28 protein-coding genes are annotated in these 26,365 nt (G+C 43.5%); 2 read left to right on the top strand and 26 right to left on the bottom strand.

Features of this window, described 5'->3' with window-relative positions; genetic code table 11:
• Positions 1-101 precede the first annotated feature (101 nt).
• From purB to T344_RS0105800, 7 genes are all read right to left on the bottom strand, one after another.
• Positions 102-1,529: an adenylosuccinate lyase gene (gene purB, locus T344_RS0105770; RefSeq protein ID WP_027627910.1), complete on the bottom strand. Its 1,428-nt coding sequence runs from the start codon at positions 1,527-1,529 to the stop codon at positions 102-104.
• 202 nt (positions 1,530-1,731) lie between these two features.
• Positions 1,732-3,012 (bottom strand): aspartate aminotransferase type Ic, encoded by a 1,281-nt coding sequence (locus T344_RS0105775; RefSeq protein ID WP_027627911.1) that lies wholly within the window; start codon positions 3,010-3,012, stop codon positions 1,732-1,734.
• 251 nt (positions 3,013-3,263) lie between these two features.
• On the bottom strand, positions 3,264-4,199 hold the full coding sequence (locus T344_RS0105780; protein WP_027627912.1) for a dipeptidase: 936 nt from the start codon (positions 4,197-4,199) through the stop codon (positions 3,264-3,266).
• A 23-nt stretch (positions 4,200-4,222) separates the two neighbouring features.
• The gene (locus T344_RS0105785; RefSeq protein ID WP_027627913.1) at positions 4,223-4,603 is read right to left on the bottom strand and encodes a YraN family protein; all 381 of its coding nucleotides are present in this window, start codon (positions 4,601-4,603) and stop codon (positions 4,223-4,225) included.
• A 78-nt stretch (positions 4,604-4,681) separates the two neighbouring features.
• Positions 4,682-4,981: an EscU/YscU/HrcU family type III secretion system export apparatus switch protein gene (locus T344_RS0105790; RefSeq protein WP_004627073.1), complete on the bottom strand. Its 300-nt coding sequence runs from the start codon at positions 4,979-4,981 to the stop codon at positions 4,682-4,684.
• 27 nt (positions 4,982-5,008) lie between these two features.
• Positions 5,009-6,877, bottom strand: a complete 1,869-nt coding sequence (locus tag T344_RS0105795; RefSeq protein WP_027627914.1) for a flagellar hook-length control protein FliK — start codon at positions 6,875-6,877, stop codon at positions 5,009-5,011.
• Between the two features lie 21 nt (positions 6,878-6,898).
• The gene (locus tag T344_RS0105800) at positions 6,899-7,666 is read right to left on the bottom strand and encodes a ribonuclease HII (RefSeq protein WP_027627915.1); all 768 of its coding nucleotides are present in this window, start codon (positions 7,664-7,666) and stop codon (positions 6,899-6,901) included.
• A gap of 174 nt (positions 7,667-7,840) precedes the next feature.
• Between T344_RS0105800 and T344_RS31125 the strand changes: the two genes are divergently transcribed.
• Together T344_RS31125 and T344_RS31900 are read left to right on the top strand one after the other, a co-directional pair.
• Positions 7,841-8,389: a hypothetical protein gene (locus T344_RS31125; RefSeq protein ID WP_027627916.1), complete on the top strand. Its 549-nt coding sequence runs from the start codon at positions 7,841-7,843 to the stop codon at positions 8,387-8,389.
• Positions 8,337-8,465 (top strand): DUF3502 domain-containing protein, encoded by a 129-nt coding sequence (locus tag T344_RS31900; protein WP_162178024.1) that lies wholly within the window; start codon positions 8,337-8,339, stop codon positions 8,463-8,465. The genes T344_RS31125 and T344_RS31900 overlap by 53 nt, the downstream gene beginning before the upstream one ends.
• 53 nt (positions 8,466-8,518) lie before the next feature.
• On the opposite strand, the gene ylqF is transcribed toward T344_RS31900, so the two are convergent.
• The 19 genes from ylqF to T344_RS0105900 form a co-directional block, all read right to left on the bottom strand.
• Entirely contained in the window at positions 8,519-9,418 is a 900-nt protein-coding gene (gene ylqF / locus T344_RS0105810; protein WP_027627917.1) for a ribosome biogenesis GTPase YlqF, read from the bottom strand.
• Positions 9,419-9,458: 40 nt separating this feature from the next.
• A complete protein-coding gene (lepB, locus tag T344_RS0105815; protein WP_027627918.1) occupies positions 9,459-10,142 on the bottom strand; it encodes a signal peptidase I in 684 nt (227 codons plus the stop codon).
• A 214-nt stretch (positions 10,143-10,356) separates the two neighbouring features.
• Positions 10,357-10,707 carry a 50S ribosomal protein L19 gene (gene rplS, locus T344_RS0105820; protein ID WP_004627168.1) on the bottom strand — a complete coding sequence of 117 codons (351 nt, stop codon included), beginning with the start codon at positions 10,705-10,707 and terminating at the stop codon, positions 10,357-10,359.
• 202 nt (positions 10,708-10,909) lie between these two features.
• Positions 10,910-11,431 (bottom strand): dCTP deaminase, encoded by a 522-nt coding sequence (gene dcd / locus T344_RS0105825; RefSeq protein ID WP_027627919.1) that lies wholly within the window; start codon positions 11,429-11,431, stop codon positions 10,910-10,912.
• A 79-nt stretch (positions 11,432-11,510) separates the two neighbouring features.
• Positions 11,511-12,500, bottom strand: coding sequence for a Gfo/Idh/MocA family protein (locus T344_RS0105830; RefSeq protein WP_027627920.1), 990 nt, complete (start codon positions 12,498-12,500; stop codon positions 11,511-11,513).
• A 134-nt stretch (positions 12,501-12,634) separates the two neighbouring features.
• Positions 12,635-13,492 (bottom strand): class I SAM-dependent methyltransferase, encoded by an 858-nt coding sequence (locus T344_RS0105835; protein ID WP_027627921.1) that lies wholly within the window; start codon positions 13,490-13,492, stop codon positions 12,635-12,637.
• Positions 13,493-13,567: 75 nt separating this feature from the next.
• Positions 13,568-14,620 (bottom strand): ribosome small subunit-dependent GTPase A, encoded by a 1,053-nt coding sequence (gene rsgA / locus T344_RS0105840; protein WP_027627922.1) that lies wholly within the window; start codon positions 14,618-14,620, stop codon positions 13,568-13,570.
• On the bottom strand, positions 14,620-14,769 hold the full coding sequence (locus T344_RS31225) for a hypothetical protein (protein ID WP_169738694.1): 150 nt from the start codon (positions 14,767-14,769) through the stop codon (positions 14,620-14,622). Before T344_RS31225 ends, rsgA begins: the two co-directional genes overlap by 1 nt.
• Before the next feature lie 500 nt (positions 14,770-15,269).
• Positions 15,270-16,556: a glutamate-1-semialdehyde 2,1-aminomutase gene (gene hemL / locus T344_RS0105850; RefSeq protein WP_027627923.1), complete on the bottom strand. Its 1,287-nt coding sequence runs from the start codon at positions 16,554-16,556 to the stop codon at positions 15,270-15,272.
• A 35-nt stretch (positions 16,557-16,591) separates the two neighbouring features.
• The gene (gene hemB / locus T344_RS0105855) at positions 16,592-17,554 is read right to left on the bottom strand and encodes a porphobilinogen synthase (RefSeq protein ID WP_207641825.1); all 963 of its coding nucleotides are present in this window, start codon (positions 17,552-17,554) and stop codon (positions 16,592-16,594) included.
• Between the two features lie 22 nt (positions 17,555-17,576).
• The gene (gene cobA, locus T344_RS0105860; protein WP_027627925.1) at positions 17,577-19,130 is read right to left on the bottom strand and encodes a uroporphyrinogen-III C-methyltransferase; all 1,554 of its coding nucleotides are present in this window, start codon (positions 19,128-19,130) and stop codon (positions 17,577-17,579) included.
• Positions 19,131-19,132: 2 nt separating this feature from the next.
• Positions 19,133-20,041, bottom strand: a complete 909-nt coding sequence (gene hemC / locus T344_RS27680) for a hydroxymethylbilane synthase (RefSeq protein ID WP_034860657.1) — start codon at positions 20,039-20,041, stop codon at positions 19,133-19,135.
• 90 nt (positions 20,042-20,131) lie between these two features.
• Complete coding sequence (locus tag T344_RS27685; RefSeq protein ID WP_051571611.1) at positions 20,132-20,764, bottom strand: precorrin-2 dehydrogenase/sirohydrochlorin ferrochelatase family protein; 633 nt, start codon at positions 20,762-20,764, stop codon at positions 20,132-20,134.
• Positions 20,765-20,796: 32 nt separating this feature from the next.
• Positions 20,797-21,840: a glutamyl-tRNA reductase gene (gene hemA / locus T344_RS0105875; RefSeq protein WP_027627926.1), complete on the bottom strand. Its 1,044-nt coding sequence runs from the start codon at positions 21,838-21,840 to the stop codon at positions 20,797-20,799.
• 359 nt (positions 21,841-22,199) lie between these two features.
• Positions 22,200-23,096 (bottom strand): NAD(P)/FAD-dependent oxidoreductase, encoded by an 897-nt coding sequence (locus T344_RS0105880; protein WP_207641824.1) that lies wholly within the window; start codon positions 23,094-23,096, stop codon positions 22,200-22,202.
• Positions 23,097-23,306: 210 nt separating this feature from the next.
• Positions 23,307-24,545: an O-acetylhomoserine aminocarboxypropyltransferase/cysteine synthase family protein gene (locus T344_RS0105885; RefSeq protein WP_027627928.1), complete on the bottom strand. Its 1,239-nt coding sequence runs from the start codon at positions 24,543-24,545 to the stop codon at positions 23,307-23,309.
• Between the two features lie 19 nt (positions 24,546-24,564).
• Positions 24,565-24,816, bottom strand: a complete 252-nt coding sequence (locus tag T344_RS0105890; RefSeq protein WP_004627139.1) for a sulfurtransferase TusA family protein — start codon at positions 24,814-24,816, stop codon at positions 24,565-24,567.
• A gap of 103 nt (positions 24,817-24,919) precedes the next feature.
• Positions 24,920-25,783, bottom strand: coding sequence for a 4Fe-4S binding protein (locus tag T344_RS0105895; protein WP_027627929.1), 864 nt, complete (start codon positions 25,781-25,783; stop codon positions 24,920-24,922).
• Between the two features lie 157 nt (positions 25,784-25,940).
• On the bottom strand, positions 25,941-26,357 hold the full coding sequence (locus tag T344_RS0105900; RefSeq protein ID WP_004627149.1) for a M67 family metallopeptidase: 417 nt from the start codon (positions 26,355-26,357) through the stop codon (positions 25,941-25,943).
• Positions 26,358-26,365: the final 8 nt, after the last annotated feature.

Consider the following 26,365-nt stretch of genomic DNA (forward strand, 5'->3'; position numbering starts at 1 on the left):
TGTGTTTAAATCCTAACAAAAAAATAAAAGATGGGATGATGTATTGACATCCTATCTTTTATTATATCAAACTTGAATCCAACATCAATAGGTCTCCGAATCTATACCTTCAATTCAACCTTTATGTCGGCAAGCTCACTGCCGGCAAGCACCGGCCTGACTTCATTTTCAATGAATTCCACAACCTGCTCGGGGCTTCTGCCGATGTAGTTCTTTGGCTCAAGTACGGCTTTAAGTGCTTCCAGAGACATTCCGAACAGCGGATCGGCAGCAATTCTCTCAATAAGGTCATTGGACTCGCCATCCACTTTAACACGCTTGCCGGCCTCCATTGAGTGCATTCTGATCTGTTCGTGAAGCTCCTGCCTGTCTCCCCCGTGTTTTACAGCCTCCATCATTATGTTTTCGGTGGCCATGAATGGCAGCTCATCCATAACATGTTTCAGTATGACCTTAGGGTAAACTACCAGGCCGCCTGCCACATTTATATATATGTTAAGGATGGCATCAATGGCAAGGAAGGCCTCGGGCACTGAAATTCTCTTGTTTGCGGAGTCATCCAGGGTTCTTTCGAACCATTGTGTGGAAGCGGTTATTGCAGGATTTAATGCATCCACGATAACATATCTTGCCAGGGAGGAAATTCTCTCACATCTCATGGGGTTCCTTTTATAAGCCATTGCAGATGAACCTATCTGCTTTTCCTCAAAAGGTTCCTCCATTTCCTTCATGCTCTGGAGAAGTCTCATATCGTTGCTGAATTTATATGCGCTCTGTGCGATCCCGCTGAGAACATTTAAAACCCTGCTGTCCAGCTTTCTGGGGTAGGTTTGGCCCGACACGGCAAAAACCGCTTTAAAGCCCATTTTGTCGGCGATGAGCTGTTCAAGCTTTTTAACCTTTTCATGGTCACCGTCAAACAAATTCAAAAAGCTTGCCTGAGTTCCGGTTGTTCCCTTTGAACCCAGCAGCTTCATATTTTCAATTGCATGCTCCAGGTCTTCCATATCCATCAGGAGCTCCTGGATCCAGAGTGTGGCTCTTTTTCCCACCGTCACAAGCTGGGCCGGCTGGTAATGGGTAAAACCCAGCGTGGGCATATCCTTGTATTCCAGGGCAAAATCCGAAAGTTTCTTTATAAGAATGAGCATTTTACTTTTAACAAGCTTCAATGCCTCGGTCATGACTATAATATCGGTGTTGTCCCCGACATAGCAGGAGGTCGCTCCAAGATGAATGATAGCCCTGGCATCGGGACACTGCTCACCGTAGGCATGCACATGGGACATGACATCGTGCCTGAATTGTTTTTCATATTGTTCGGCGGTTTCATAATTGATGTCATCCTTCATTTTTTTCATCTGTTCCAGCTGAGCATCGGTAATATTCAGGCCCAGCTCCTTTTCAGCCTCAGCCAGTGCTATCCAGAGCTTTCTCCAGGTCCTGAACTTCATATCTGGTGAAAATATCTGCTGCATTTCGCTGCTTGCATATCTTGCATTAAAAGGACTTTCATAAACATTTTTCATCATTCTAATCTCCCTTCGTCACCGGATATATTATACAACAAAAACCGAATATTTGCATCAAAAATATTAAAAATATTCGGATTATTTCTTTTCAAAAAAAAGTGCGGGATACAAATCCCGCTTTAGACATTTATGAATATTAGAACGTATACGGAATACTTTCTAAACTCATGTAAAATTATATGCTTAATCCCTTATTCGTTCAAGCCATTTCTAAAAATTTCTTTGCAGAAACCAGCCGTATACTGATACAGAATATCTCTATGGCCTTCTTAAGCTCTTCTACAGGCGGCAGCGTGGGAGCTATCCTTATATTTCTGTCCTTAGGATCTTTTCCGTAGGGATAGGTCGCTCCGGCCTTTGTAAGTACCACTCCTGCTTCAAGTGAAAGCTTTTCAACCTCTTTGGCACAGTTGTCGAGAGTGTTGAGGCTGATGAAATATCCGCCGTTGGGTTTGTTCCAGGAGGCTATTTCCTTTCCTCCCAGTTCTTTTTCAAGGATCTCATTTACTATATCGAATTTAGGCTTCAAAATATTTGCATGTTTTTTCATATGCAGATTGATGCCGTCAAGATTTTTAAAATATCTGACATGTCTCAGCTGGTTTATTTTATCATGGCCTATGGTCTGAATGGTCATGCTTTTCCTGATGCCGTTGAGATTCTCAACACTTGCTGCCATCGCTGCTATTCCGGCTCCCGGGAAACTGATTTTTGAGGTGGAGCTGAAAATGTACACCATATTATCATTTCCGGTGGCCTTGCAGGCAGTCAGTATGTTTTTCAATTCATCAGGCTTGTCGGACAAATGATGTACGCAATAGGCGTTATCCCAGAATACTCTGAAATCCTTTGCTTTCGGTCTTAAAGCCGCAATTCTGTCAACCACCCTGTCGGAATAGGTGATTCCATCCGGATTGCTGTACTTTGGAACACACCACATGCCCTTGATACTGTCATCTTCTGAAACAAGTTTTTCCACCGTATCCATGTCAGGACCGTCCTGCCTCATATCAATGGTGATCATTTCAATTCCAAACAGCTCGCAGATTGCAAAATGGCGGTCATATCCGGGGCTTGGACATAAAAATTTGACCCTGTCCAGCTTTGACCAGGGAGTGCTGCCGAGAATACCAAGCGACATGGCTCTTGCAACCGCATCATACATCAGGTTCAGACTTGAGTTTCCGCCGATGATGACTTCACTTTTATCTACGTCAAGCATTTCTGCAAAAAGTGCCTTTGCTTCCGGGAGACCGTCGAGAACACCATAATTGAAGGTATCGGTGCCGTCAGCCGCCTTGCGGAGTTCCTTCGAAGGAATGTCAAGAATCTCCATACACATGTCCAGCTGTTCCGAGCATGGTTTGCCCCTTGTCATATCAAGCTTTAGCTTTTGCTCTTTAAATGCATTATATCTTTTTTCAAGTTTTTCTATCTCATTTTGAAGTTCATTTTTGGATAATTTACTGTAGCTATTCATTATCTTCTCCTCTCAAAAACAGTATAACCAATAATAATTCTAATACATATTATTCTTGTTTGCAAGTTTATTGATCTTTTTATTCAAAAAATTATTTACCAGCAGACAAAATAAAATTTAAAAGAAAAATTATGCAAGTATAGCCTGGTTAAGTTGCAGTTATTTTGGAGAAAGTAAAAAAGTCAATTACCTATCGGCTGAAAGCCCATAGCAATTGACTTTGGTAAGCAGCATTCTTTTTATAGTATTTGTCAAAGTACGCTTTTAATAACCCTGATAAAGTTTTCCCCGGCAATTTTTTTAACCAAACCCTCGCTATAGTTCAGCTTGAGAAGTTCATTGAGGAGATTGGAATAGCATTGTACGCCTTCCAGCCCTTCAGGTGTGGATTCAATACCGTCAAAATCGGAACCCAGACCAAGAGTGTCCTCACCGGTAAGTGCCACAATGTATTCAATGTGAGAAAGCGCATCCTTTATTGAGGCTTTTCCCCCGTCATTGAGGAACAGAGGATAGAGGTTCAGTCCCGTAACGCCGCCGTTTTTCTTCAGGGCAAGCAATTGCTCATCGGTGAGGTTCCTGGGATGACTGCACAATTTTTTTGAATTTGAATGGGATGCAATGATGGGAGCAGCGGTCAGGTTTATCACATCCCAGAAACCGGCCTCCGATATATGTGAAACATCTACCAGCATTCCAAGCCGGTTCATTTCCGGGATCACTTCACGCCCAAAAGGTGTCAGTCCCCCTCCCGATATCCCGTCAATAACTCCGTCGGCTATCTGGTTTCTGTAATTCCAGGTAAGCGTCATACCCCTCACACCCATTTTGTAAAGCATCCTTAAAGAAGCCAAACTTCCCTCCAATGCTTCACCGCCCTCAATTGTGAGAACGGCTGCAATTTTTCGGCCGGCAAATGCGTCTTCCATATCGTTGTAATTACAGCATAACATTATGTCCTGTTTATTGTCTTCTATCTCCTGGTACAGCCTGTCGATGATACTCAGAGTTCTCTTCAGCGCTCCCATTTTAGCGTGCTCAGGTGAAATAAACGCCGCAAAGAACTGGACATAGCTGTCGTAATTCTTTAGTCTGCTTATATCAATGTGGCAGTTGTTTTTGCGGAGTCCCTCCCCGCATTTCATTATGGTGGTTATGGTGTCGCAATGAGCATCAACAATAAGCATATCAGTCTCCTTTTAAAAAAATTCTAAAATGCATTCTTTATATGGTTTATACTTTTGATAACGGAATTGAAATTAACATCTTTTGTGAGTATGATTTCAATGACATCAAACCGTACACATGCGCATGTACTTCCTGTATTTGAAAGATAGATGGCGGCAATCCGGTGTATTTTTCTCTGCTTTGCTGCTGTTACCGCCTCTCCGGGAGAACCCCAGGTGCCGGTGCGTCTGGTCTTAACCTCTATAAAACAAATATATTCGGCATCTCTTGCAATTATATCTATTTCACCCAAACGACCGACTCTGTAATTGGTTTTTAAAATTGCATAATTTTTCTCAAGAAGGTACTGAACTGCCTTTTCCTCACCGTCAGCACCCAGCTTCCTGGTGTTTATGCCGGTCATATGACTCACCTTCTTTTAATGTTATGGCAGCCTGCCGTTTGATCCGGATCCGATTGTCTCAGACACCTTTTGAAAAGCCTAATCCTCGTAATCCTGACCGTAGCTTTTGTCCACGCTTCCTATGAATATAAGGATTTCGGCAACAACGTCATAAACCTCCGGCGGTATCTGGTCGCCGATTCCAAGCGCCGAAAGAGTTTGAGCCAGCTCAGTATTCTGATATACAGGTATATCGGCCTCTTTGGCCTTTTCGATCATTTTTTCGGCCACGATTCCCTTGCCTGTGGCAACCACTTTCGGGGCGGCATCGGTCTCGGGAGAATACTGCAGTGCTGCTGCATGCCTTATGCCTTTCCTGTTTTTATCCTTGTCCTGCAAATTCCCACCGCCTATAGTAAGTATGAATTAAATAGAAATATCAATGTTATTGGGGCTTTTAATAAATTCCTTTTTTGCCTCTGCTTCAAAATTGACTATATTAATGGGTTCATCCATGAGCCTGTAGGTAAAGTCCACAAGCCTGAAGCCTTTTTCAAGCAGACCGTTGTAAAGCTGTTTGTGGTGTTCCTTCAGCACAGGAAACACCTCACTGTTTTCAAGTCTGAAATTTGTGCTTATATTTCTCCTGTCAACACTGAGGAGGGTATCTATCCTTCCGATATTATTGCTGTCCAGAGATATAAGCACAGTCATATTGGAGGGGTCAAGCTTTTTGGATCTGGAGCCCTTTTTCAGCATATACAGTTCACCGGTGGTATTCTGATTGAATATGCTCAAAGGGAGCTGCACATACGAACTGTAATTGTTGAGCTGATTAATAAAATTCACATTGCTTTCCAGATTGTTCACTATTGTGCCGGCAGCTTCCCTTATCCCCTGGGGCAGCAGCTGCAAAGTACTTTTGAGAGTCTGCAGGGCACCGTCCATTTCTTTATACAGCCTGACAGGATCAATATTCTGGCTGGTTTCATCAATCCTGACAAACAGACTTTCAAGGGTTTTTACAGCTGCTGCGGATACTCTTTCCTCCCCGGCAAGCTGCTTTGCTGCCGCCAGCTCTTCACCCGGCAGTTTTCCCGAGTTCATAAGCGCAGTCAGTTCCTTATTAAATGCGTTTAATAAGGTCAGTTCGGATTTGCCGGAGGGCGTTTCCCCCTTTAGCATGTTAAGGAGCTTTTCAGCAGTTGAGTTTAAGCCTGAGTTTTCCGTTTGGGCGTGGTTGCGGGCAATGTCTGCTTTATCACCTGTTTCTGCAGATAAATTTCCCGGTCTGGGGGCTGTGTCAATCTCTGAGGTATTTGCCTTAACCGGTGAACTTACCTGGTCATTGACCGCTTTACCGGCCCCTTCCGCGCCCGATTGGGCCGGCTTGGCTGTTTGTCCCGTTTCACCGCTGTTTGTCTTATTATTAACAACTGCTTCTCCTGCTTCTCCCTGACCTGCCGTCCCGACAGCCGGCCGTGTGTTTGCCGAAATATCCGGCGCCCTGCCGTTTTCAGCAGTATTTGCTGACGCCTTGGCCTGATCTTGGCCTGCGGCAGCCGGAGTACCGTTATTTTGAACCGCCTGATTTTTGATTTCTTCCCCGGCTTTTGCAGTCAGTTCACCTTTTTCGGCCAGTGAAGCCGCTATTTTCTGCACCAGCCTGTTTACGGCAGAAGCGTCTGCCGGCAAATCAGCGCTGCCTTTCATCCGTGAATCCACCAATTTTGCAAGTTCCGAGATATCATTGCTGAGCTTCAGCCTTCCGGCCAAAAGACTCTGCAGCTTATCTATATTGTTTGTATCTTCCGACAGCTTTGAAGCTGTCAGGAATGCTGCTTCATTTGGCTTTAAACCGGCATTTTCCTTTAACAGCCCGGTCATTTTAGCCATATTCTCTTGGGTAACTGGTAAATTTTGCCGTGTCAATGCCTGGGCAATCTGCAGGTTCTGTTCTGTAAGAGGCAGTTTAAGTGCGGTCAGTACATTCCTGATATTTTCAAAAGCCTTATCGGTTTGAGGCTGAGTTGCTTTTTCAGCAACATCAAAGGCCGGCCGGCCGTCAACAAAACCCTTGAAGGTCAGATTTACAAATTCGCCTTCGGCTGCTTCGACCGGCGCCGCCGCTGCACCTGAAACCACCGTGCCGTCAGAAAATTTCAAAGTCAGCTCGCTTCCTGAATTCTCAAGGATCTGAACCCTGACATTATCGCCCGGCTTTAATTTGCCCATTATATCAGAACCATTATAGGTCGTGTTTGCTGCGGCAGAAGTAAAGCTGTCTATTCTCAAACCATATCACCCCACAATATATCAATCGGTAAAGTTTTTTACAAAGCTTAATCTATGTATCGGACAAAGTCCGAATTTTTTAATAGCTGAAATATGCTGGGGTGTTGCATAACCTTTATGTACTGCAAATCCATATTCCGGATATATGTTGTCATATTCCTTTAAAAGCCTGTCCCTGGTCACCTTTGCCAGAATTGATGCGGCAGCTATAGAAAAGCTAAGGCTGTCACCTTTGATTATGGGGACTTGTTTTGTCTTAATGTTTTCAAGCCTCACTGCGTCGAGCAGAATGCAGTCAGCCTGCGGCTTTAGCTGTTCAAGGGCTCCTGTCATGGCGCTTTTTGTAGCATTCAATATATTTATGTTGTCTATACACTTTTCATCAATGGCCTGAATGCCATAAGCAAGTGCCTTTTCCTTGATTATTTCAAACAAGGCTTCTCTTTGGGCCTCACTCAATTTCTTTGAGTCATTTACACCTTCTATGGTCACACCTTCCGGAAAAATCACCGCTGCCGCAACAACCGGACCTGCCAGCGGCCCCCTGCCGGCTTCATCCACACCCGCTATATAACTGAACCCTTCTTCCCGGGCCTGTCTTTCAAAGGACAGCAGCTTTTCAAGCCTCTCTGCTTCGGCTCTCTGCTTTTCCTTCAGCCTGTAATATCTTTCGAGCAGCTTTGCCACTCCCGAGCCTTGATTCCCAAAGGATAAAAGATAATCAATTGCTTCATCCACCGACTTTTCCTGAATCTGTTCCTGTATTTCCTTAAGGGATAATTTTACCATACTTCCTCCCTGACTGAATTTTTGCTTTATTTTATCAATATTTATACTTTACTACAGAATTAAGGTGTTGGCTAGTGTCATAATATATTGGATTTGGTTGTATTTCGCCATTGGAATAGAAGAACAAATATGTTACAATTTCTATAATTTGGATTTAAAGATCGGAGACAAAAAATGAAAGAGTTAATGAAAATTCCTTGTAACAAGCTAGTTCTTATTTTTTCCTTTCTGTTTATTATGACTTTTAATTTAGGTAATCTTCAGACTGTTAACGCTGAAACCGCTGGAGATATTGCAGACATTTCGGAACAGGTTAATCTGAAATGGATTGTAACCGGAAGCGGAGACCAGAAGGATATAGGCCTGGTTGAAGAGGAAATAAATAAATATCTGGAGGATAAAATCAATGCTACAGTGGATATCACTACGTTTTTCTGGGGCGATGATTTTGACAACCGTATAAAATTAATGGTAGCTGCCGGTGAGCCTTACGACATTAATTTTACTTCCAACTGGACTGCGTACTACAGCGATCTGACTTCAATAGGAGCCTATAAGGATATTACCGATATGCTTGACACCTATGCTCCCAAAACCAAAGCCCTCCTTGGAAAAAACATATTAAAGGGCGCAGAAGTTAATGGCCGTATATACGCCATACCTGTCCGACTTGTCCTTTGGAAAAGTCGATCCGGCTGCTACCCTTTCCAAAATGAACAGTGAAATGAAGAAAGCCGGCTTGCAGAATGTATTGAGCGAAATGCAAAAACAGGTGGACAAGTTTAAACGTCAAAAATAACAATACTCCGGCCAAAATACTTGTTTTTTACCTACAAATTTCAGCAGGCACAGCTATATTTCCGGGGCAACTCCATTAGCTGCCCTGGTTTCTTCCCTGTCTCCCGGCTTTTCAAGGGTTATCCTGCCGATTTTTCCGCCTCTGAACTCATCAAGAACTATAGCCGCTATCCTGGAATAGTCGATCTGTCCTTTTGAAATAATACAGCCCCTTTTCCTGGCAACCGTTTCCAGCAGCTCAAGAGGCTCAATATCCTTCAGTACATCCGGCTCAAGCTTGAATCTGGTGCAAAGCTCGGCCGGATAATTTTTCGAGAGTCTGACAAGCAATTCCATGGCAGCTTCGGCAATATCCATTATGTCGTCTTTTATGGCGCCCGTAAAGGCAAGATTCAAACCAACTTCCTGATCTTCAAACTTTGGCCACAATATACCCGGAGTGTCCAGCAATTCTATTTCGGAATTGATCCTTATCCACTGCTTTCCTCTTGTGACACCGGGCCTGTCCCCTGTTACGGCAGTTGCCCTGCCCACTATCCTGTTTATAAAAGAAGATTTCCCCACATTTGGAATACCAACTACCATGAGTCTTACCGGGGTAAAGAGCTTGCCCTTTGCCCTGTCTCTTTCAATCTTTTCCGACATGAGCTCTCTGGCACGGGCTTTTACTTCATTCAAACCCTTTCCGCTTATTGAGTTTATCAGAATGCAATTTATTCCCTGTTCAGCATACCATTTTACCCATTGTCCGGATATCTGCTCGTCTGCAAGATCGGATTTATTAAAAGCAACAAGCCTGGGCTTGTTATTTATCAAAGTATTAATTTCGGGATTTCTGCTGCTGAAGGGTATTCTGGCATCAAGCAGTTCTATGATGACGTCGACCAGCTTTAAATTTTCGGCAATAAGCCTTCTGGTCTTGGCCATATGTCCCGGAAACCACTGTATATTCATTTAATTCTCCTTTGTGTAATAATTGCCGCTTTAATTAAAACTACTTTAGTCCGCCGAATTTTCCTAAAGGCCAGATTCTCAATACGGCCCTTCCTATAACCGAATCAACGTCTATGGGGCCAACCTCGCTGGATCTCGAATCCAGACTTTGTTCTCTATTATCACCCATTACAAACAACTTATTCTCAGGAACAGTAAAAGGCAGCTGCATGCCTTTGGATTCTGTAATGCCTTTTACATAAGGTTCTTCAAGCTTTTTATACTCACTTTCCCCGGCAGCTTTTCTATATACAAAACCATCACGTATGTCTATCTGATCACCGGGCAGTCCTATAACTCTCTTTATATAATCCACTTCACCCGGATTTCTTATGGGCAGATATTTAAATATACTTTTAAATTGTCCTTCCTCATGCATAAACACGATTATGTCGCCCCGCCTGGGTTCACTGAAGAAATACCCTGTTTTGTACACTATGACGTTATGTCCTTCGAACAGGGTATTTTCCATTGACACCATATTTACCTGGTAGGTCGAAAAAATAAAGGCCTTTATCAGCATGGATATCAATACTGCTGCAACAATGACAACGGCCCACTCAAAGATTTCTCTGCCTATAGAATTTTTTTTCTTTGGTTTTATATCGGAAGACTGCTTGTCTTTATTTTCAGTATTTAATTTTTCAAGTTTTTCTTCATTATTCTCATAGTTTTGATTCTCCATAGGAAAACACCTCGTAGACTTTTATTTATTTAATAAATATCAAACCGTTTCTATTATATATAAAAACACAAAATTATACAAATTACATTTATTTAACATCAAAAACAACATAAGCAACAGTCAAGCATTCATGCATACACTCCCGGAACAGACTAAAAACCCAGAGACGTCACGCCCCTGGGTTTTCCGCTGTGTTCATACAAACACTTATGACTTATTTAGTCTGAAGTTTTTCCTTAACCTTGGCAGCCTTACCCACTCTGTCACGCAGATAGTAAAGTTTGGCTCTTCTAACAACACCTTTTCTAACTACATCGATATGATCGATTCTTGGTGAGTTAACAGGGAAAATTCTTTCAACACCAACACCGTAGGATACTCTTCTGACAGTAAAAGTTTCCTTTAAGCCGGAACCTTTCAAAGCTATGACAGTACCTTCGAATACCTGGATTCTCTCCCTGGTTCCTTCTTTGATCTTTGCATGAACCTTAATAAAATCACCAATTTCCAATTTAGGAAGGTCAGTTCTTATCTGTTCATTTTCAATTGCTTTCAATATATCCATTTTCAAATTCCTCCTTCCTCTCCTAGATGTTCGTGCATCCTGTACAACCTTTGTGCAGAGGACCATCCGTATTACATACGCAGTGTATTATAGCACAACCTTTAAGTACTGTAAAGCTCTTTTTACTTTTTTGTGTCTTTTTGATTTTCTGCTTATAATTTGCTCATATTTTGCTCATATTTATCAGTTTTCAAGTCAGGTGCTATTTGTTAAAGTCCCTGTATAAAAGGCTTGGCTGAATACCGGTATTGTTCTGGTATTTGCCGCTGGTGTATTTTTCGTATTCTCCTTCAATCGAATGATAGTAAATCTGGCATATATCAACACCGGCATAAACTCTGATGGGCTGGATGCAATAAATCTCCAGGGTCCAATAACCTGAAAAGCCTACATCGCCAAACCCGGCCGTCACATGAATAAAAAGTCCAAGCCTTCCGATTGAAGATCTGCCCTCCAGCATGGGCACATATTTTTCGGTCCTTGTATACTCTTTTGTTCTGCCCAGATAAAGCCTGTTGGGTTCCAATACCAGACCTTCATCAGGTATGACAAGGTTTTTCGCTTTGTTTTCCTTCTTCATATCCAAAATTTCATTCTCATATACCAGCAGTTCATTGTGCAGTTTCAGATTGTAACTGTTGGGATTCAGCTGAGCCGGGTTAAAGGGTTCAATAAAAATATCCCGTCCCAGCCTGTTTTGTATTTCCTTGCCTGATAAAATCATATTCTTCCCTCCTGATTGCAGCTTATTCACAGGCAATACACGGCAAACAGCCTGTTTATCCGCCAGAGTACTATTTATATCATGTCTGCGCTTTATCGGCAGCAAATACCACTCCCGCATCTTTTCTGGCTTTTACAGCCGTTTCAATGACTGCCACCGAGTGGTCGAACAGGCCGTAACATCTTTTATAGTCCCTGTTTTCATATATATCCGCAAACTCCTTTATTTCATAAACAAATCTATCGGAGTTTGCGTGATAATTATACGTTTCAACGCTGCCACCCATTCCAACTTCAAATGATGTACAACTGTTAACCGGACCATTTACCCTTATATACCCCTTTGTTCCCTGGATAATTGCAAAACTGGGACTATTGCTGTCCTTTGCCCCGGTGCACTCACATACGAAATCATCATATTTAAGAAGGGCGATACCCGAGGTATCAATGCCGTTACCTGCAAGGTTGGCCGCATATTTTACTTCCTTCGGCCGGCCGAACAAACCGATTGCAAAGTGCAAATTATAAATGTTAATATCCGTCAGAGCCCCTCCCGAAAACTCCGGGCTGAAAATATTTGTTACTTCACCCAGCAGAAATTTGTCATATCTGCTGGAATACTGTGAATAATTGCACTGAACCAGCTTCAAATCTCCTATTGCTCCAATATGTTCTTTTACCTTCTTATAGTTCGGGAAATGTATGGTTGTAACCGCCTCAAATAAAAACAATTCCTTCTCCCTCGCCAGGTCAGTCAAGGTTTTTACTTCCTGTACCGTAGATGTAAACGGCTTTTCACATATTACATGCTTTCCCTTCTGCAGGGCCTGCAAGGCCTGCCTGAAATGAAGGCTGTTCGGAGATGCTATATAAATAAAATCAACATCACCGTCACAAAGTAATTCATCGTAAGCTGTGTAAAATTTCTTTACATTGAATTTATCCGCCAATGCCCTGGCCGTTTCTTCACTTCTTGAAAAGACAGCCGTACATTCAACATTTTCCACCTGTTCCATTCCTGTTAAAAAATCCTCTACAATGGCTCCGGTCCCCACAGTACCTATTCTCATCGTCTTACCTCGTCTTTAAAGTATTTTTGCTGCAATATTTGATCCCACTGATTTATATTATAATACAATTGTCCTGCTTTGAGACAGCCCCAAAACCAGGTGTTTTTACTTCCGATCATTTATTTTTCATTGTGTCATGAATTATCTTTTTGAGCAATAACGGCTATCCATTCTCCATCCCCGGTATACACACTGCCTGTGAGATCGTTCCATACAGTCTTCAACTTAAACCCGGCCTTACTTAATAATTCCTCCACAGCTTCCAATGAATAGTCATGAAACCAGTTTCTGTACACCTTGCAGCCACTTTCATCAATAATTATGTACTGATTCAGCCACAAGTCCCTGTCAGGGTAATCAAAGCACATTTCAAGCACCATATGCCGGCCCGGCCTCCAGAAGCCCTGATCACTATAATACCAATTGTTGTGAATTTCGCTCTTACTTCTGAGTTTCCGGGTCGAAACATCGAAAATAAAGACGCCATCCTCCTTCAGTGCTTTTCTTACTGCCGCAAGCAACTGTACCAGGGATGCCTCCGGAAAAGTATTAAGCTCACCGTAAACCTGAATTACGGCATCAAATTCATTTTGAAACTCCAAATCAAAGAAGTTCACACAGTGATATTCGACAGGCAGGTTTAACTCCTCAGCTGCTGCTCGTGCATAACCTATTGAACGTTCTGAAATATCCACTCCCACAACCTCCATACCGGCCATAGCCAGCCTTTGAGCATATAAGCCGGGACCGCAGCCAAGATCCAACAGCCTCATTCCGGGTTTGAGGGCACCTGCCTTAAACAGGTTATCTATAGTCCGGTCTATGGTCTCAGCTTTTCTGCTGGCAGCATCATGGTTTTGGCTGAGATGGGCTTCCAGCATGCTCCGGGATATATGGGGATGGTCCCAGAAGGTCTTTTCACCCGGCTCAAAGGGTTCCGGTTTTTTAGAATATCTGTTTATGATATCAAGAGTTTCTTTATATATATGCAATTATTCCACCCTCCCGTCCTCAATGTCAAACATATCTGATTTTGATATTCATACGCATCCTCCCAATTTAGAACCCTAAAACTTCCCTTTTGCAAAATTCTTCTGGTACTTTGACAGCTGGCGCCCCCACTGCTTCTCCTGAAGTCTCTGCTTTCCGTCCTTCTTTGATTCCATAAAGGCAATTTCCTTCTGCAGCTTCAGCCAGCTATCCCATCTTTTCTTCTCAAGTTTTTCGGTCTCCAGTGCCTCCCTTACTGCACAACCCGGCTCATCCCGGTGTTTGCAGTCGTGAAAGCGGCATTTCAGAACAAGTTCTTCAATGTCTCCGAACATAATGTCCATACCGGTGTCGGAATCCCACAGGGAAAGTGTTCTCATTCCGGGAGTATCCAGAATCAGCCCTCCTCCCGGCAAAAGTACAAGTTCCCTGTGGGTGGTGGTATGTCTGCCCCTGCTGTCGTCCTCACGTATTGACTGCGTCTTAAGAATTTTCTCTCCGGACAGGGTGTTTACCAGTGTAGACTTGCCCACTCCCGACGACCCCAATAACGCCACTGTTTTGCCGGGCAGCAGGTATTTCCTTATATCCTCGATACCCTGTCCCGTCACAGAACTTATGGCGTAAACCTCAACACCGGGAGCTGTGCCGTATACCATACCCAGCTTATCAACCGTATCCCCACAGCAGTCGGCCTTTGTCAGCACCACCACAGGCACAGCACCGCTGTCCCAGGCAGCAATCATATACCTTTCCAGCCTTTTCATGTTAAAATCCCTGTTAAGCGACTGTATTATAAAAACGGTATCGGCATTTGCTGCAACAATCTGCTCCTTAACCTCAATTCCGGCTGCTGCTCTCGAAAACTTGGTTTTTCTCGTGAGAACAAATCTGACCAAAGTATCTGCCCCCTGTACCGTTTCAAGGCCGACCCAATCCCCGACAGCCAGTTGAAGGCTGTTTCCCTCTTTCTGCAACGGTCTGCCGACCGTAAGTTCACCTGAATCGGTCATAACCTTCAGCTGCTGCCCGAAGTCAGCAGTGATACGGCCCGGGAACATTGCTGCAGCCGCCCTTTCTTTCCATTGGATTTCAAAAAAATCATTCCATCCATAATCTTTTATATTCATCAGTAATCATCCTTTATAAATTTCTTTTCGTCCTGTCTGCGTTTCTTTTTGTTCTTCAGACTGTTTTCCTGAACTCTTGTCCTGGGATTTATAACCCAGTTGTTCCGTATTTCCTTCATATAATCAAAAGTAGTTTTCCTTTTATCCATAGTTGCCCTCCATTCCACGTGGTATCCACGTAAACAAAAAATTTAAATACTGGCGTCACGAGCAAATTTCTGATATTTTAGTGTCCCAAACTGAAAATGGACATAAAAAATCCGCAGATAGCGACCACCTGCGGATATGATTGAAAAATTCATACTTTCCCGGACAATAAAAAAACACGCTACTAATGCGTGCCGACAACTACTCAATAATAAAACGGCTCTGTAAATAAATTATTTACAAGCTGTTCATTACTGTCGTATTTAATTGCATCCACCATACAGTTGCTCGAAAGAAGCCGCACCGGAACAAAGCATATAAAAAACTCCTCTGCACCGTGCCATTATTCAGTTAGCAAAGAGCCACCCCAACAATTAATTTTAATGACATACAACAACAACTCCTTTCTTCTCGTATTAAAATTATATCCTTTTTAATTATAAAATATATTTCCATTCAATGTCAATAGCAATACCTGTTATTATTTAGAAATAAATTAACGCTATAACCGTGAAAAAGCATACTCTATAGCTGCTTTGGTTTCAGCAATATCCTTTTCAGTATGGGCATATGAGACAAACAGTGCTTCAAACTGTGAGGGAGCAATATAAATGCCTCTATCCAGCATAAATGAGAAATATTTTTTAAATTTATCCAGGTCTGACTTTACCGCACTGCTGTAATCCACAACCTCCCTGTCGCTGAAAAAAACACTTAAAAGTGAGCCCACCCTGTTAATACTTATATCGGTTCCGTACCTGTTTGCAGCCTCTGTATATGCATTTTCCAGGGATTTGCCCAGGGAATCCAGCCGGCTGTAGAAGTCCCCGGTCTGCTTTATGGTCTTCAAGGTACTGATGCCGGCAGCCACTGCAACAGGATTGCCTGAAAGGGTTCCTGCCTGGTATACAGGGCCCAGCGGAGCTATTTTCTCCATTATTTTCCTTTTTCCGCCGTATGCGCCAACAGGCATTCCTCCGCCGATAATCTTTCCCAATACGGTCAGGTCGGGCCTTATGCCATACAACTCCTGAGCTCCTCCATAGGAAACCCGGAAGCCTGTGATCACTTCGTCAAAAATCAAAAGCGCACCGTGATTTTCGGTCAGTGTACGCAGCTGCTTAAGAAAATCAATATCCGGAAGCACCAGCCCCATATTGGCGGCAATGGGCTCAATTATAACTGCTGCCATTCTGCTGCCATATTTTTTGAACAGCTCCTGCAAACCTTCCAGGTCATTGTACACGGCTACAAGGGTGTTCCTGGAATAATCCGCCGGTACTCCCGAACTGTCGGGCACTCCGGCCGTCAGGGCGCCTGAGCCGGCTTTGACCAGCAGGCCGTCACTGTGTCCGTGGTAACAGCCTTCGAATTTAACTATCAAATCCCTGCCGGTGTAACCTCTTGCCGCGCGTATGGCACTCATGGCAGCCTCTGTTCCCGAGCTGACAAGTCTGAGCATTTCCATGGAAGGAATGGCCTCACATATTAATTCGGCCAGCTGCAATTCGTTCTCAGTGGGCGCCCCGAAGCTCGTTCCGTTTTCGGCGGCTTCCCTTATGGCCGCAATGACGGCAGGCTGCGCATGTCCCAAAATCATCGGACCCCAGGAGCAAACGTAATCAATATATTCATTTTCGTCAAGGTCAAAAAGCCTGGAACCCTTTCCTTTTTTTATTACCGGCGGCTTGAGTCCAACCGATCTGAAGGCCCTGACAGGACTGTTTACTCCTCCGGGCATATAATTGCAGGCTTTATCAAACACTTCCTGAGATTTTATGTTATTCATGGGACAATTCTCCTATAATATAGACTTACTATGTTTTATTTCAGCCAGGCTGCCGCATCAATGGCAAAATAGCTGATAATTATATCTGCACCGGCCCTTTTTATTGCCGTCAGGAACTCAAGTGCCGCGCCTTTTTCATCAATCCAGCCTTTCTCAGCAGCCGCCTTGATCATGCAGTATTCGCCGCTGACATTATAGGCCGCCAGCGGATAGTCATATCTGGAAGCTGCCTCATGAATAATATCCAGATATGCAAGGGCCGGTTTTACCATTATTATGTCGGCACCTTCATCTATATCCAGCTCTATTTCCTTCATGGCTTCCTTCCTGCCGTGATAGTCCATCTGGTAGGTTTTTCTGTCTCCAAATGCCGGAGCAGAGCCGGCCGCATCCCTGAAAGGGCCGTAAAAGGCAGAGGCATATTTGGCACTGTAGGCCATAATTGCCTTATCGGTGAAAGAACTGCCGTCAAGATCTTTCCTTATGGCAGCCACTCTGCCGTCCATCATATCGGACGGAGCAATTATATCGGCACCTGCATCAGCCAGGCTGACAGCTGCCTTTGCTAAAACCTCCAGGGTCAGGTCATTATCTATCTTGTTGTCTTTTATAATCCCGCAATGCCCGTGACTGGTGTATTCACACAAGCAAAGGTCAGCCGACAGAACAAGTTCGGGGAACCGCTGTTTTGCCTGCCTGAGAGCCTTTTGAACAATACCGTCACTGCAGAAGGCACCGGTTCCGACCTCATCCTTCTCATCGGGTACACCAAACAGGAGCACACCGGGAATCCCCGCCTTCTCCACCTTTTCCAGCCGGAAGAGCAGCCGGTCCACCGAGTAATGATTTATTCCGGGCATTGAGGATATTTCCCTCTCTATGCCCGTACCTTCTGTAACAAACATGGGATAAATAAAATCTTCCACACTTATATTTGTCTCTCTCACAAGTTTTCTCAGCCCGGGACTGTTTCTCAGTCTCCTGGGTCTTTTTATCAAATCCATTTTTACCTCCGGAAGCCTATTGCTGAGTATTTAACCTTCTATTTTCGGAAAGTTCGATTATTTTATTTATTATTCCTTCTGAATTATACTGTTCAGCCACTGCGGTTACGGTGATTCCTTCCTCTGCGGCGGCACCGGCGGTAACCGGTCCGATACATACAATCCGGGCAGGCAGTTCCTTTACTCTTTCCTTCCCCAGTATGGTCACAAAGGCCTTCACTGCCGACGGGCTTGCAAAGGTTATGATATCGGCCTTTTCCAGCTCGGGAACTAAATAATCCAGCCTGCTTACCAGATTACTGGTTTCCGCTGTGTAGACAGCTATTTCGTCATAATCTATACTATTATCCTTAAAACCCCGGGTCAATTCAGGCCTTGAAAGCTCCGAATCAATCAGCAGTATTTTATCCCTGCTGTCTATTCTTTCAAGCAATCCCGATAATAACTCTTTGGATGTGTATTTCTCAGGAATATAATCCGGATACAGGCCCTTTGAATTAAGTGCCTTTTCAGTGGCTGAGCCCACCACTGCAAGCTTGATGCCATAAAGCCTGCGGATATCCGTTTTCAGCTGGCTGAGCCGCCTGAAGAATACCTCAACACCGTTTGCACTTGTAAATATCAGCCAGCTGTATGAGTCAAGCCTGTTCAAAGCCGTATGAAACCGCTCGTTTTCCTGCACTTCGGTTATTTTGATAACAGGAAATTCAGTCACATGGGCTCCATGTGCTTCCAGCCCTTTAACCAGAGTATCCGACTGTTCGGCAGGTCTGGTAACAACTATCCTATTGCCCGAAAGTACTCCTCTTCCATACCACCCAAGGCTTTCACCAAGTTCCGCGACCTTGCCTGCAACTATAACCGCAGGTGATTTTACCCTGTAATGCACACACTTTTCGGCAATATCGGCCAATGTGCCGTTAACCACTCTCTGCCCGGGCCTTGTTCCCTTCTCAACAACAGCAACAGGTGTCCGGGGTTCTTTTCCAAACTTCATAAGACCGCTGCAAATTTCGCCGATATTTTTTACACCCATGAGAAAAACCAGGGTGCCTTCCTGCTTTGCAAGTGTTTCAAAATCACATAGGGGCTTGTCTTCACCATCCCCCGAAATTTTATTTTCAGCCGAATGGTGCCCGGTGATGATATGAAGTGATGAGGCATGCTCCCTGTGTGTGACAGGTATTCCTGCATATGCAGGAACAGCTATGGCGGAGGTTATGCCGGGCACAACTTCAAATTCTATCCCGTTTTTATGAAGGTATTCACATTCCTCTCCGCCCCGTCCGAATAAAAACGGGTCACCGCCCTTCACCCGGGCTACCGTCCTGCCCTCATTTGCATATTTCAGAAGCATTTTATTTATCTCCTTCTGCGGCACCTGGTGATGCTGAGGCTGTTTTCCCACATAGACAAATTCCGCCCCATCTTGGGCAAACCCCAACACATTGCTGTCAATAAGCCGGTCATATACAATGACATCGGATTGCTTGATGGCCTCTGCGGCTTTTAAGGTCAAAAGCTTGTAATCCCCGGGCCCGGCCCCTATAATATATACTTTTCCGGCCATAATCAGCAATCCCCCATACTTCTTTGATTTTGCACCATAAGGTCGGCAAGCCTTTCTCCAAGGGTGGGGGCCTGCCGCTTATCCCCTTCAACCGCTGCCCGTAAAACAGTCTTACCGTCATTTGCAGCCAGCATTCCCATTATTTTCATTTCATTGCCGCTGATGACGGCATGTGCCGCGACAGGTGTACTGCAGCCGCCGTTAAGCCGGACCATGAAGCTTCTTTCGGCCTCCAGGGCCAGCCATGTGTCCGGACTGTTTACGGAATTTACAAGCTCCTGCATTTTTCCGCCCTTCCTGACCTGAACACCTAATATACCCTGTCCTATGGCGGGAATCATCTCTTCAACAGAAAAACAGCGGCCGCATTTTTCATGCAGCCCCAATCTTTTCAGTCCCGCTGCCGCAAGAACTATGGCATCGTATTCACCTGCCCCAAGCTTATCCAGCCTGGTAAGAACATTGCCCCTCAACTGCCGTACATTGAGATCAGGTCTTAAAGCAAGGAGCTGTACCTCACGGCGGATACTGCTTGTCCCCACTACCGCTCCATTCCTCAGCTCCTTCAGACTTTGGCCGTTTGTTGTTACTAAAACATCACGGGGATCTTCCCGCTCTGAAACAGCCGCGATTGTCAATTGGCCTGGCATGACGGCAGGCATATCCTTCATACTGTGAACTGCCATATCTATTTTGTCTTCAATGAGCGCATTTTCTATTTCGTTGACAAACAAGCCTTTTCCGCCTATCAAATCAAGTCTTGTATCCAGAAGGACATCCCCCCTGGTTTTCATTCCCACAAGTTCAAACTTGAGTCCGGAGAACCTGCTTTCCAGCAGATTTACAATCAACCTGCTCTGAGCCATCGCAAGTGCACTTTCACGGGTGCCCACCCTTATGGTTCCATTCATAGTCCAGCTGCCTCCATTAAATAGTTTATCCTGTAAATAATTTATTTTTCAAATAGTATTTACCGCCCAAAACCCGGCAATGGGCTACATCTAAGCCCTGATTTTTTCTTCGTGCCGCTGCAGCACCTCATTTAATGCCAGGGGTGTAATTTCTCCCTTTGAATAAAACTCCTCAAGAACATTCCGAAGTTCGTGCTCTTTTTCAGGCTGGGTGAGGCAGCTTTTGCGGACTCTGCTTCTAAAACCGGCAAGCATCTCCACAATTTCGGAAAAATCTTCGGGAAATATCTCCTCCGTGATTTTTCTGATTTTTTTTGAAAGTGCCGGATATACCCCTGATGTTGATATTCCAATAGTTAAAGGTCCTCTTTTAACTATTGACGGAAATATAAACGTACATTTTTCAGGATCATCCACAACATTAACAGGTATATTCATATTTACCGCATCTTCATATACCCGTTCATTTGTTTCCATTGACGAAGTGGCAGCCACAACCAGGTAGGCCTCATTAATATCATTTTTTGTATACGTGCTTCTTATAATTTTTAATTTATCCTGCTTTTCCAATTCAACTAATGAACTGCATGTTTCAGGAGCAATAATAATTATATCAGCTTCAAACCTCAATAATATTTCGGCTTTTCTGTATGCAATTGCGCCCCCGCCCACTATTAAACACCGCTTTCCCTTAAGGTCGACATACATCGGGAACATGGCCATTATCAATTACCCCCGTTTGAAAACACATATTTTCATACCTTCGCAAAATTATTTCTCTTATTGTACCATCTCATAAACTCCCGGATATGGCAGTTGATTTGCTCGTTAATATATTCTAAATCAAACGGCTTTTCCTTGTCTGCACCTGATGGATTTGCATTCTTAAGCTGATCTATGTTATACAGTTTCACGTTATCCAGTTGTTCCATTGCCTGGTCAAAGTCCCTTGGTACCGCCAGGTCTATGAATAAATAAGGTTTTTCCTTATCTTTCATTGTTTCCTCCAGCATATCCAGGGTAACTGTATAATGAGGGCTTAAGGTGGCGCCAATAATAACATCCGACTGATGAATATACGAATACCTGTCATTATAATCCACAGTCATAAAGATATTATCGTTTTGTGCCCGCCCATCAGTATCAGCCGCACTCCTCTTTGTCATGAGGATATTACTGCAGCCTGTTTCAAACAACACTTCCCGCACTGCTTTTCCTATTTCTCCGGAGCCTATGATGAGAACTTTTTTACCGTTCAGCTCCTGTTTATACAGCGCTTCAAGCAGCTGTCCCACCTGTCCTGCAACTGAAGAAGCTTTTTTGATCTCTATTCCTCTGGTTTTGATTTTTTTTGAGGAAGTAACAGCAAGCCTTGACAGGGTATTTAAAATTGCCCGGGAGGTTCCGTATTTCATTGATATTTCATAGGCTTTTCTGAACTGCCCCAATATCTGGTCTTCTCCAAGTATCATTGAGTCCATACCTGCTGCGACCTTCATAATATGCCTGATTGCATTGATTCCTTCATATATGTAAAAGTACTTCTTCATTCTGTGAAGGTCAAGTCCCTTCAGAAGGCAGAAGTTCTTTTCAATATTTGCCACATCCAACCGGGAAGCTTCTGAAAAAACATGTATTTCAGTCCGGTTGCAGGTTGAAAGAATAGCGCATTCCGAAATGCCCTCCGACTTTTTTATTCCGGAAAGCATTTTTTCATATTCGTCCGGCCCCATACTGAATTTTTCCCGTATTTCCACCGGTGTCGTTTTGTAATTGACTCCAACAACGTATATTTTCATTTAATCTCCATGTTCCCAATGTACCAAATAAATTTTATCTGTGGTCTTGCCAGCTAAAAAATATTTAACGGCTGAATAATATAATCAGTGGAGACTTGATACCCCCACTGATGCATATTTATTTTTTTAAATTTGTCCAGCTGTAATTGTTGTTCAACTTATAATATAACTATTATAACTAATTACCTTTAAAATTCAAAATATTTAAATTAACTCGTTGTATTGGTTAAAGTTACTTCCAATTTTGCAATTAACAGAATTATGTTGATTATACTGGTACGCGAGTACAACTTCAAGCAATGATTAGCACGTTAAATTTGCCATTAATATGTCAATAAGCAAAGTTTATTATTTAACATCTATTTTGCTTCTGTTCTTGCATTTTTTTCTCTTACAAGTTCAATTATTTTTCTTGCGGCCATCGCTCCCTGCCCCACGGCAGTAGATACCTGCTTGAAGCCTCCTGTACAGTCACCTGCGGCAAATAATCCTGTTATATTTGTTTTCTGATCCTTATCAACCGTTATGGATGCACCCTCTGTGATTATGCCAAGCTTTCTGGCAAAATCGGCACTGGATGCACTGTCATTGGCAATAAAGATTCCGTCAAGATTTTCAGCAGTGCCGTCTGAAAAATGAATTCTTTCAAGATAATCCTTGCCTTCCAGCTTCAGAATAGTCTTATCCACTATATTGAACTTTTCATGCAAACTGCTGTAATCACCGCTGTACTCAAGCTCTCTGCCGTTTGTGTATATTGTTATGTTTGAAGTGAAGGGTTTAAGTTCTTCGGCCTCATGAACGGCAAAATCCTTGTGTCCAAGCACACCAACCTTAAGATTTCTGTAAAAGAAACCGTCACAGGTAGTACAGTAGCTTACCCCTATGCCTTCCAGTTCCTTAAGTCCTTCCAGGTTCAGTTTCTTCTGAGGCTGTCCTGTGGCAAGAAGAACGGTTTTTCCGGTATAACTTTTTTCTGTGGTTATGACTACAAAATCCTCATTTTGGTTTACTCCCAGAACTTCTTCCTCCGCTATATCGGCACCGAGCCTTTTGGCTTGAAGTTCCCCCGCTTTTAGAAGTTCACTTCCGCTGATTGCTTCGGTAAACCCGAAATAATTCTCGATTTTATGGGCCTTTAGCAATTCACTGCTGTTTTTTCCTATCACCAGTGTTTTAAGGTTTGCACGAACAGTGTACAGCGCTGCCGATAACCCGGCCGGACCCTTACCCACAATAATCACATCGTAAATCATATTAACCTCCATGAGCCACATTTGTGGCCACAAAATGTAATGAAAACTTATATCCTTTATCGCAATGTGGCGGATAAAAGAGGTTAATTGGCCATGTGCGCTTTCAAAGTATTGGTAAATACTTTGAATATTTCGCACGGCCATAAGTTCACAGGTTAGTTTGGAAGACAAGTGCCAGCGAAGTCTTTCAAGCTAACCTCCCAAGCCATTTTATGGCTTTGACATCTTCTCCAAAGCCTGTTCAAAATCTTCCCTGATATCTTCAAAATCCTCTATACCGACACTGATACGGATAAGATCGTCATACACACCCATTTTCTCCATTTCCTCAACGGTATTGGTTGCATAAATAGTAGATGCCGGATGGATGACAAGTGTTCTGACATCACCGATATTTGACAGGTTATAGGCATATTTTAAGGAATTGATGAGCTTGAAGGCATTTTCCTTTGAACCTACCCTTATTGTCAGAATAGCACCGAATTTATCTCCAAACTGTTTACCCGCAACTTCAAAATACTGAGAAGCTTCCAGTCCCGGATAATTCACTGCGGTTACACCGGGATGGCTCTGAAGTGCCCTGGCCAGCTGCAATGCGCTGCTGCAGAGACGGTCCATTCTCAAGGCCATGGTTTCCAGGCCAAGGCTGCAGAGGTATGCATTAAAAGGTGCCATACATGCGCCGAAGTCCTTAAATAATGTCTTTCTGAGTTTTGCAAGGTACACAAACCCTCCGAATTTTTTATATGCATTAAGTGAAGGAAATTTTTCAAAATCCCATTTGAACTTTCCTCCGTCCACAATAATTCCCCCTATGGAGTTTCCGCTGCCATTGATATATTTTGATGTTGAATGAATGACAATATCTGCTCCAAGTTCAAAAGGCTTAACCAGATAAGGAGTAGTGACAGTATTGTCGACAACAAGCGGTATTCCATGGCTGTGGGCAAGCCGGGAAAGCTCCTTGATATCGTATACATCCAGCTTTGGATTTCCTATGGTCTCAATATATATGGCTCTGGTCCTGTCATTAATGATTTCTTCAAAACTTTCAGCAGAATTATCTTTTGCATATCTTGCAGTAATGCCGAAATCCTCAAAACAACCGAACAGTGAATATGTACCTCCAAAAATTCCGCTTCCCGAGACTATTTCTTCCCCGCTCCTTACAATATTCAGCAGTGCAAGAGTAACTGCCGCCATACCCGACGAGCATGCTGCCGAACCCACACCGCCCTCCAGAAAATTTATCCTCTTTTCAAAAGCTTCAATGGTCGGATTGCTGATTCTGGTATACAGGAAGCCTGGTTCACGCCCCTTAAAAATATTTTCCAGCTTTTCGGCAGTTTCCTGTTCAAAGGCTGAAGACTGGTAAATGGGAACTGTGGTAGCTCCGGTTTTACTGTCTGCCCCGAATTCACCATGTAAAAGTGCAGTATTAAATTTCATTTTTTAAAAACCTCCTGCATTAACCTCCTAAGCCGCCCTTTTCAACAAACACGGTAAAGGTTCCATCTTCATTGTTAATAACGTTCAGAACCTTATGCCCCTCATCTTTAAAACTTCTGGGCACGTTCTGAATAGGCTCGCCCTCATTCATTTTTACTTCAAGTATCTGACCGTCCTCCAATTCTTCCAGGGCAACTTTTGCCTTTACAAAGGTGATTGGGCAAACCACATCAGTTATATCAACAAAATCATCAGCTTTTATATTTGACATTTTAACCTCCTAAGCCATGCTATGGCTTTGAGCCGCATTGCGGCCACAAAATGTAATGAAAACCTATATCCTTTATCGCAATGTGGCGAATAAAGGAGGTTAATTACAATACGCTTGCAACTTCCTTCTCAAGCAGTTCCCAGCCTACTCTGTCCACGGTGTTTCTGAAACGCTCGCTGGACTTGCCGTTTTTTTCATAAAACTTTAATGTAGCATCCACCACTCTGAAAAGTTCATCCGTTGTGAAAACAATCGGCAGAAGCTTTTTCCCTATTGCTATCCTGTTTCCGAACAAACCTCCGAAGTAAATTATAAATCCGCTCCGGCCTTCCCATGCCCCGGTGGGACAGGCTCTAACACATCTGCCGCAGTAGCTGCAGGCTTCTTCCTTAAAAACCAGCTTTTTCCCCGCCTTGTCGACGGTTATTGCCTTTTCACGGCATACAGCCTCACACAAACCGCAGAAAGTACAGGCATTTTCCTTCCATTCCACTCTTTCTCCGCCCTTAACACCCAGATCGTTTTCCTCGGCTTTAAGACAGTTATTGCAGCAGGCGGTAATTCCGAATTTGAACTTATGAGGAAGTTCCCTGCCGTGATAACGCCTGTCAAACTCGTATGCCAGTTTTGTGGAGTCAATAATACCGTTGGGACATATTTCACTGCCCTGACAGGCAGTAATGGTCCTTACCCGTGGTCCGCAGACTCCCGGCTGGAGATTTGCTTCGGCCAGTTCAGCCTTGACCTTCTCCACATCTTCCAGCTTTATAAACGGTATTTCCATACTTTGCCTGGAAGTCATATGTACATAACCGCGGCCGTATTTTTTTGCTATCTCATGGACCTTCAGCAATTGGTCTGCCTGTATCTGACCACCGATAATCCCAAGTCTTAATGAAAAATTGTCCTTCTGCTTCTGGCGCATAAAACCGCCTTTTTTTAATTCCTTATAATCCACCTGTGCCATATAATCTCCCCTTTACGCTCCCAGCGCGTATACAAATAGTAATGAAACAAGCGTATGCCAGCCTCTTGATTGCTCAAATGCGCAAATAAGCCAAGGGCTTATTTGTTATGCGAAGCGTACGATGAATGCACGAAATGTAAACTTCGCATTTTTCACGCTATTCACCTTCTATGATTAGTTTTTCTTCACCGACTTCACTCTTGCTGATGTTGAAGCTTTTTAAAACAATATTCCTGTCATCCATTAAAGATATTATAAAATAGCTGGCTTCAGGATCAAAAGCAAGTCTTTTGTCTTCTTCCGAAGGCCTTGAGGGTGAAGCCGGATGACTGTGAAAGTTTCCCAGCATGAACCATCCGTTGCTTCTCATATCCTTAACGGCGGCAAACTGTTCTTTCGGATCCATGGAAAAATGCTCGGGGCTGTGATCTGTGTTGGTAAGCAGGTATACTTTTTTGACATATTTAATATCATTTTCTATTATACCGCCCAGCAGCCCGCATGCCTCATCAGGAACAGCCTGCATGGAGTGATCCAATATTTCTTTATATTGCTTTTGAGTAATTACAATCAATTATAGCA

It is taken from the genome of Ruminiclostridium cellobioparum DSM 1351 = ATCC 15832 (genome assembly GCF_000621505.1).
In the GTDB taxonomy this organism is placed as follows: Bacteria; Bacillota; Clostridia; order Acetivibrionales; family DSM-1351; genus Ruminiclostridium; species Ruminiclostridium cellobioparum.

Excerpts from the sequence above, each read along its gene's own strand:
- purB (WP_027627910.1), bottom strand. The coding sequence starts at position 1,529 with ATGAAAAATGTTTATGAAAGTCCTTTTAATGCAAGATATGCAAGCAGC.
- T344_RS0105775 (WP_027627911.1), bottom strand. The coding sequence starts at position 3,012 with ATGAATAGCTACAGTAAATTATCCAAAAATGAACTTCAAAATGAGATA.
- T344_RS0105780 (WP_027627912.1), bottom strand. The coding sequence starts at position 4,199 with ATGCTTATTGTTGATGCTCATTGCGACACCATAACCACCATAATGAAA.
- T344_RS0105785 (WP_027627913.1), bottom strand. The coding sequence starts at position 4,603 with ATGACCGGCATAAACACCAGGAAGCTGGGTGCTGACGGTGAGGAAAAG.
- T344_RS0105800 (WP_027627915.1), bottom strand. The coding sequence starts at position 7,666 with ATGGTAAAATTATCCCTTAAGGAAATACAGGAACAGATTCAGGAAAAG.
- T344_RS31125 (WP_027627916.1), top strand. The coding sequence starts at position 7,841 with ATGAAAGAGTTAATGAAAATTCCTTGTAACAAGCTAGTTCTTATTTTT.
- ylqF (WP_027627917.1), bottom strand. The coding sequence starts at position 9,418 with ATGAATATACAGTGGTTTCCGGGACATATGGCCAAGACCAGAAGGCTT.
- lepB (WP_027627918.1), bottom strand. The coding sequence starts at position 10,142 with ATGGAGAATCAAAACTATGAGAATAATGAAGAAAAACTTGAAAAATTA.
- rplS (WP_004627168.1), bottom strand. The coding sequence starts at position 10,707 with ATGGATATATTGAAAGCAATTGAAAATGAACAGATAAGAACTGACCTT.
- dcd (WP_027627919.1), bottom strand. The coding sequence starts at position 11,431 with ATGATTTTATCAGGCAAGGAAATACAAAACAGGCTGGGACGGGATATT.
- T344_RS0105830 (WP_027627920.1), bottom strand. The coding sequence starts at position 12,500 with ATGAGAATAGGTACTGTGGGGACCGGAGCCATTGTAGAGGATTTTTTA.
- rsgA (WP_027627922.1), bottom strand. The coding sequence starts at position 14,620 with ATGAATATAAAAGATTATGGATGGAATGATTTTTTTGAAATCCAATGG.
- T344_RS31225 (WP_169738694.1), bottom strand. The coding sequence starts at position 14,769 with ATGGATAAAAGGAAAACTACTTTTGATTATATGAAGGAAATACGGAAC.
- hemL (WP_027627923.1), bottom strand. The coding sequence starts at position 16,556 with ATGAATAACATAAAATCTCAGGAAGTGTTTGATAAAGCCTGCAATTAT.
- cobA (WP_027627925.1), bottom strand. The coding sequence starts at position 19,130 with ATGGCCGGAAAAGTATATATTATAGGGGCCGGGCCCGGGGATTACAAG.
- hemC (WP_034860657.1), bottom strand. The coding sequence starts at position 20,041 with ATGAATGGAACCATAAGGGTGGGCACCCGTGAAAGTGCACTTGCGATG.
- T344_RS27685 (WP_051571611.1), bottom strand. The coding sequence starts at position 20,764 with ATGGCCATGTTCCCGATGTATGTCGACCTTAAGGGAAAGCGGTGTTTA.
- hemA (WP_027627926.1), bottom strand. The coding sequence starts at position 21,840 with ATGAAAATATACGTTGTTGGAGTCAATTACAAAACGACACCGGTGGAA.
- T344_RS0105880 (WP_207641824.1), bottom strand. The coding sequence starts at position 23,096 with ATGATTTACGATGTGATTATTGTGGGTAAGGGTCCGGCCGGGTTATCG.
- T344_RS0105885 (WP_027627928.1), bottom strand. The coding sequence starts at position 24,545 with ATGAAATTTAATACTGCACTTTTACATGGTGAATTCGGGGCAGACAGT.
- T344_RS0105890 (WP_004627139.1), bottom strand. The coding sequence starts at position 24,816 with ATGTCAAATATAAAAGCTGATGATTTTGTTGATATAACTGATGTGGTT.
- T344_RS0105895 (WP_027627929.1), bottom strand. The coding sequence starts at position 25,783 with ATGGCACAGGTGGATTATAAGGAATTAAAAAAAGGCGGTTTTATGCGC.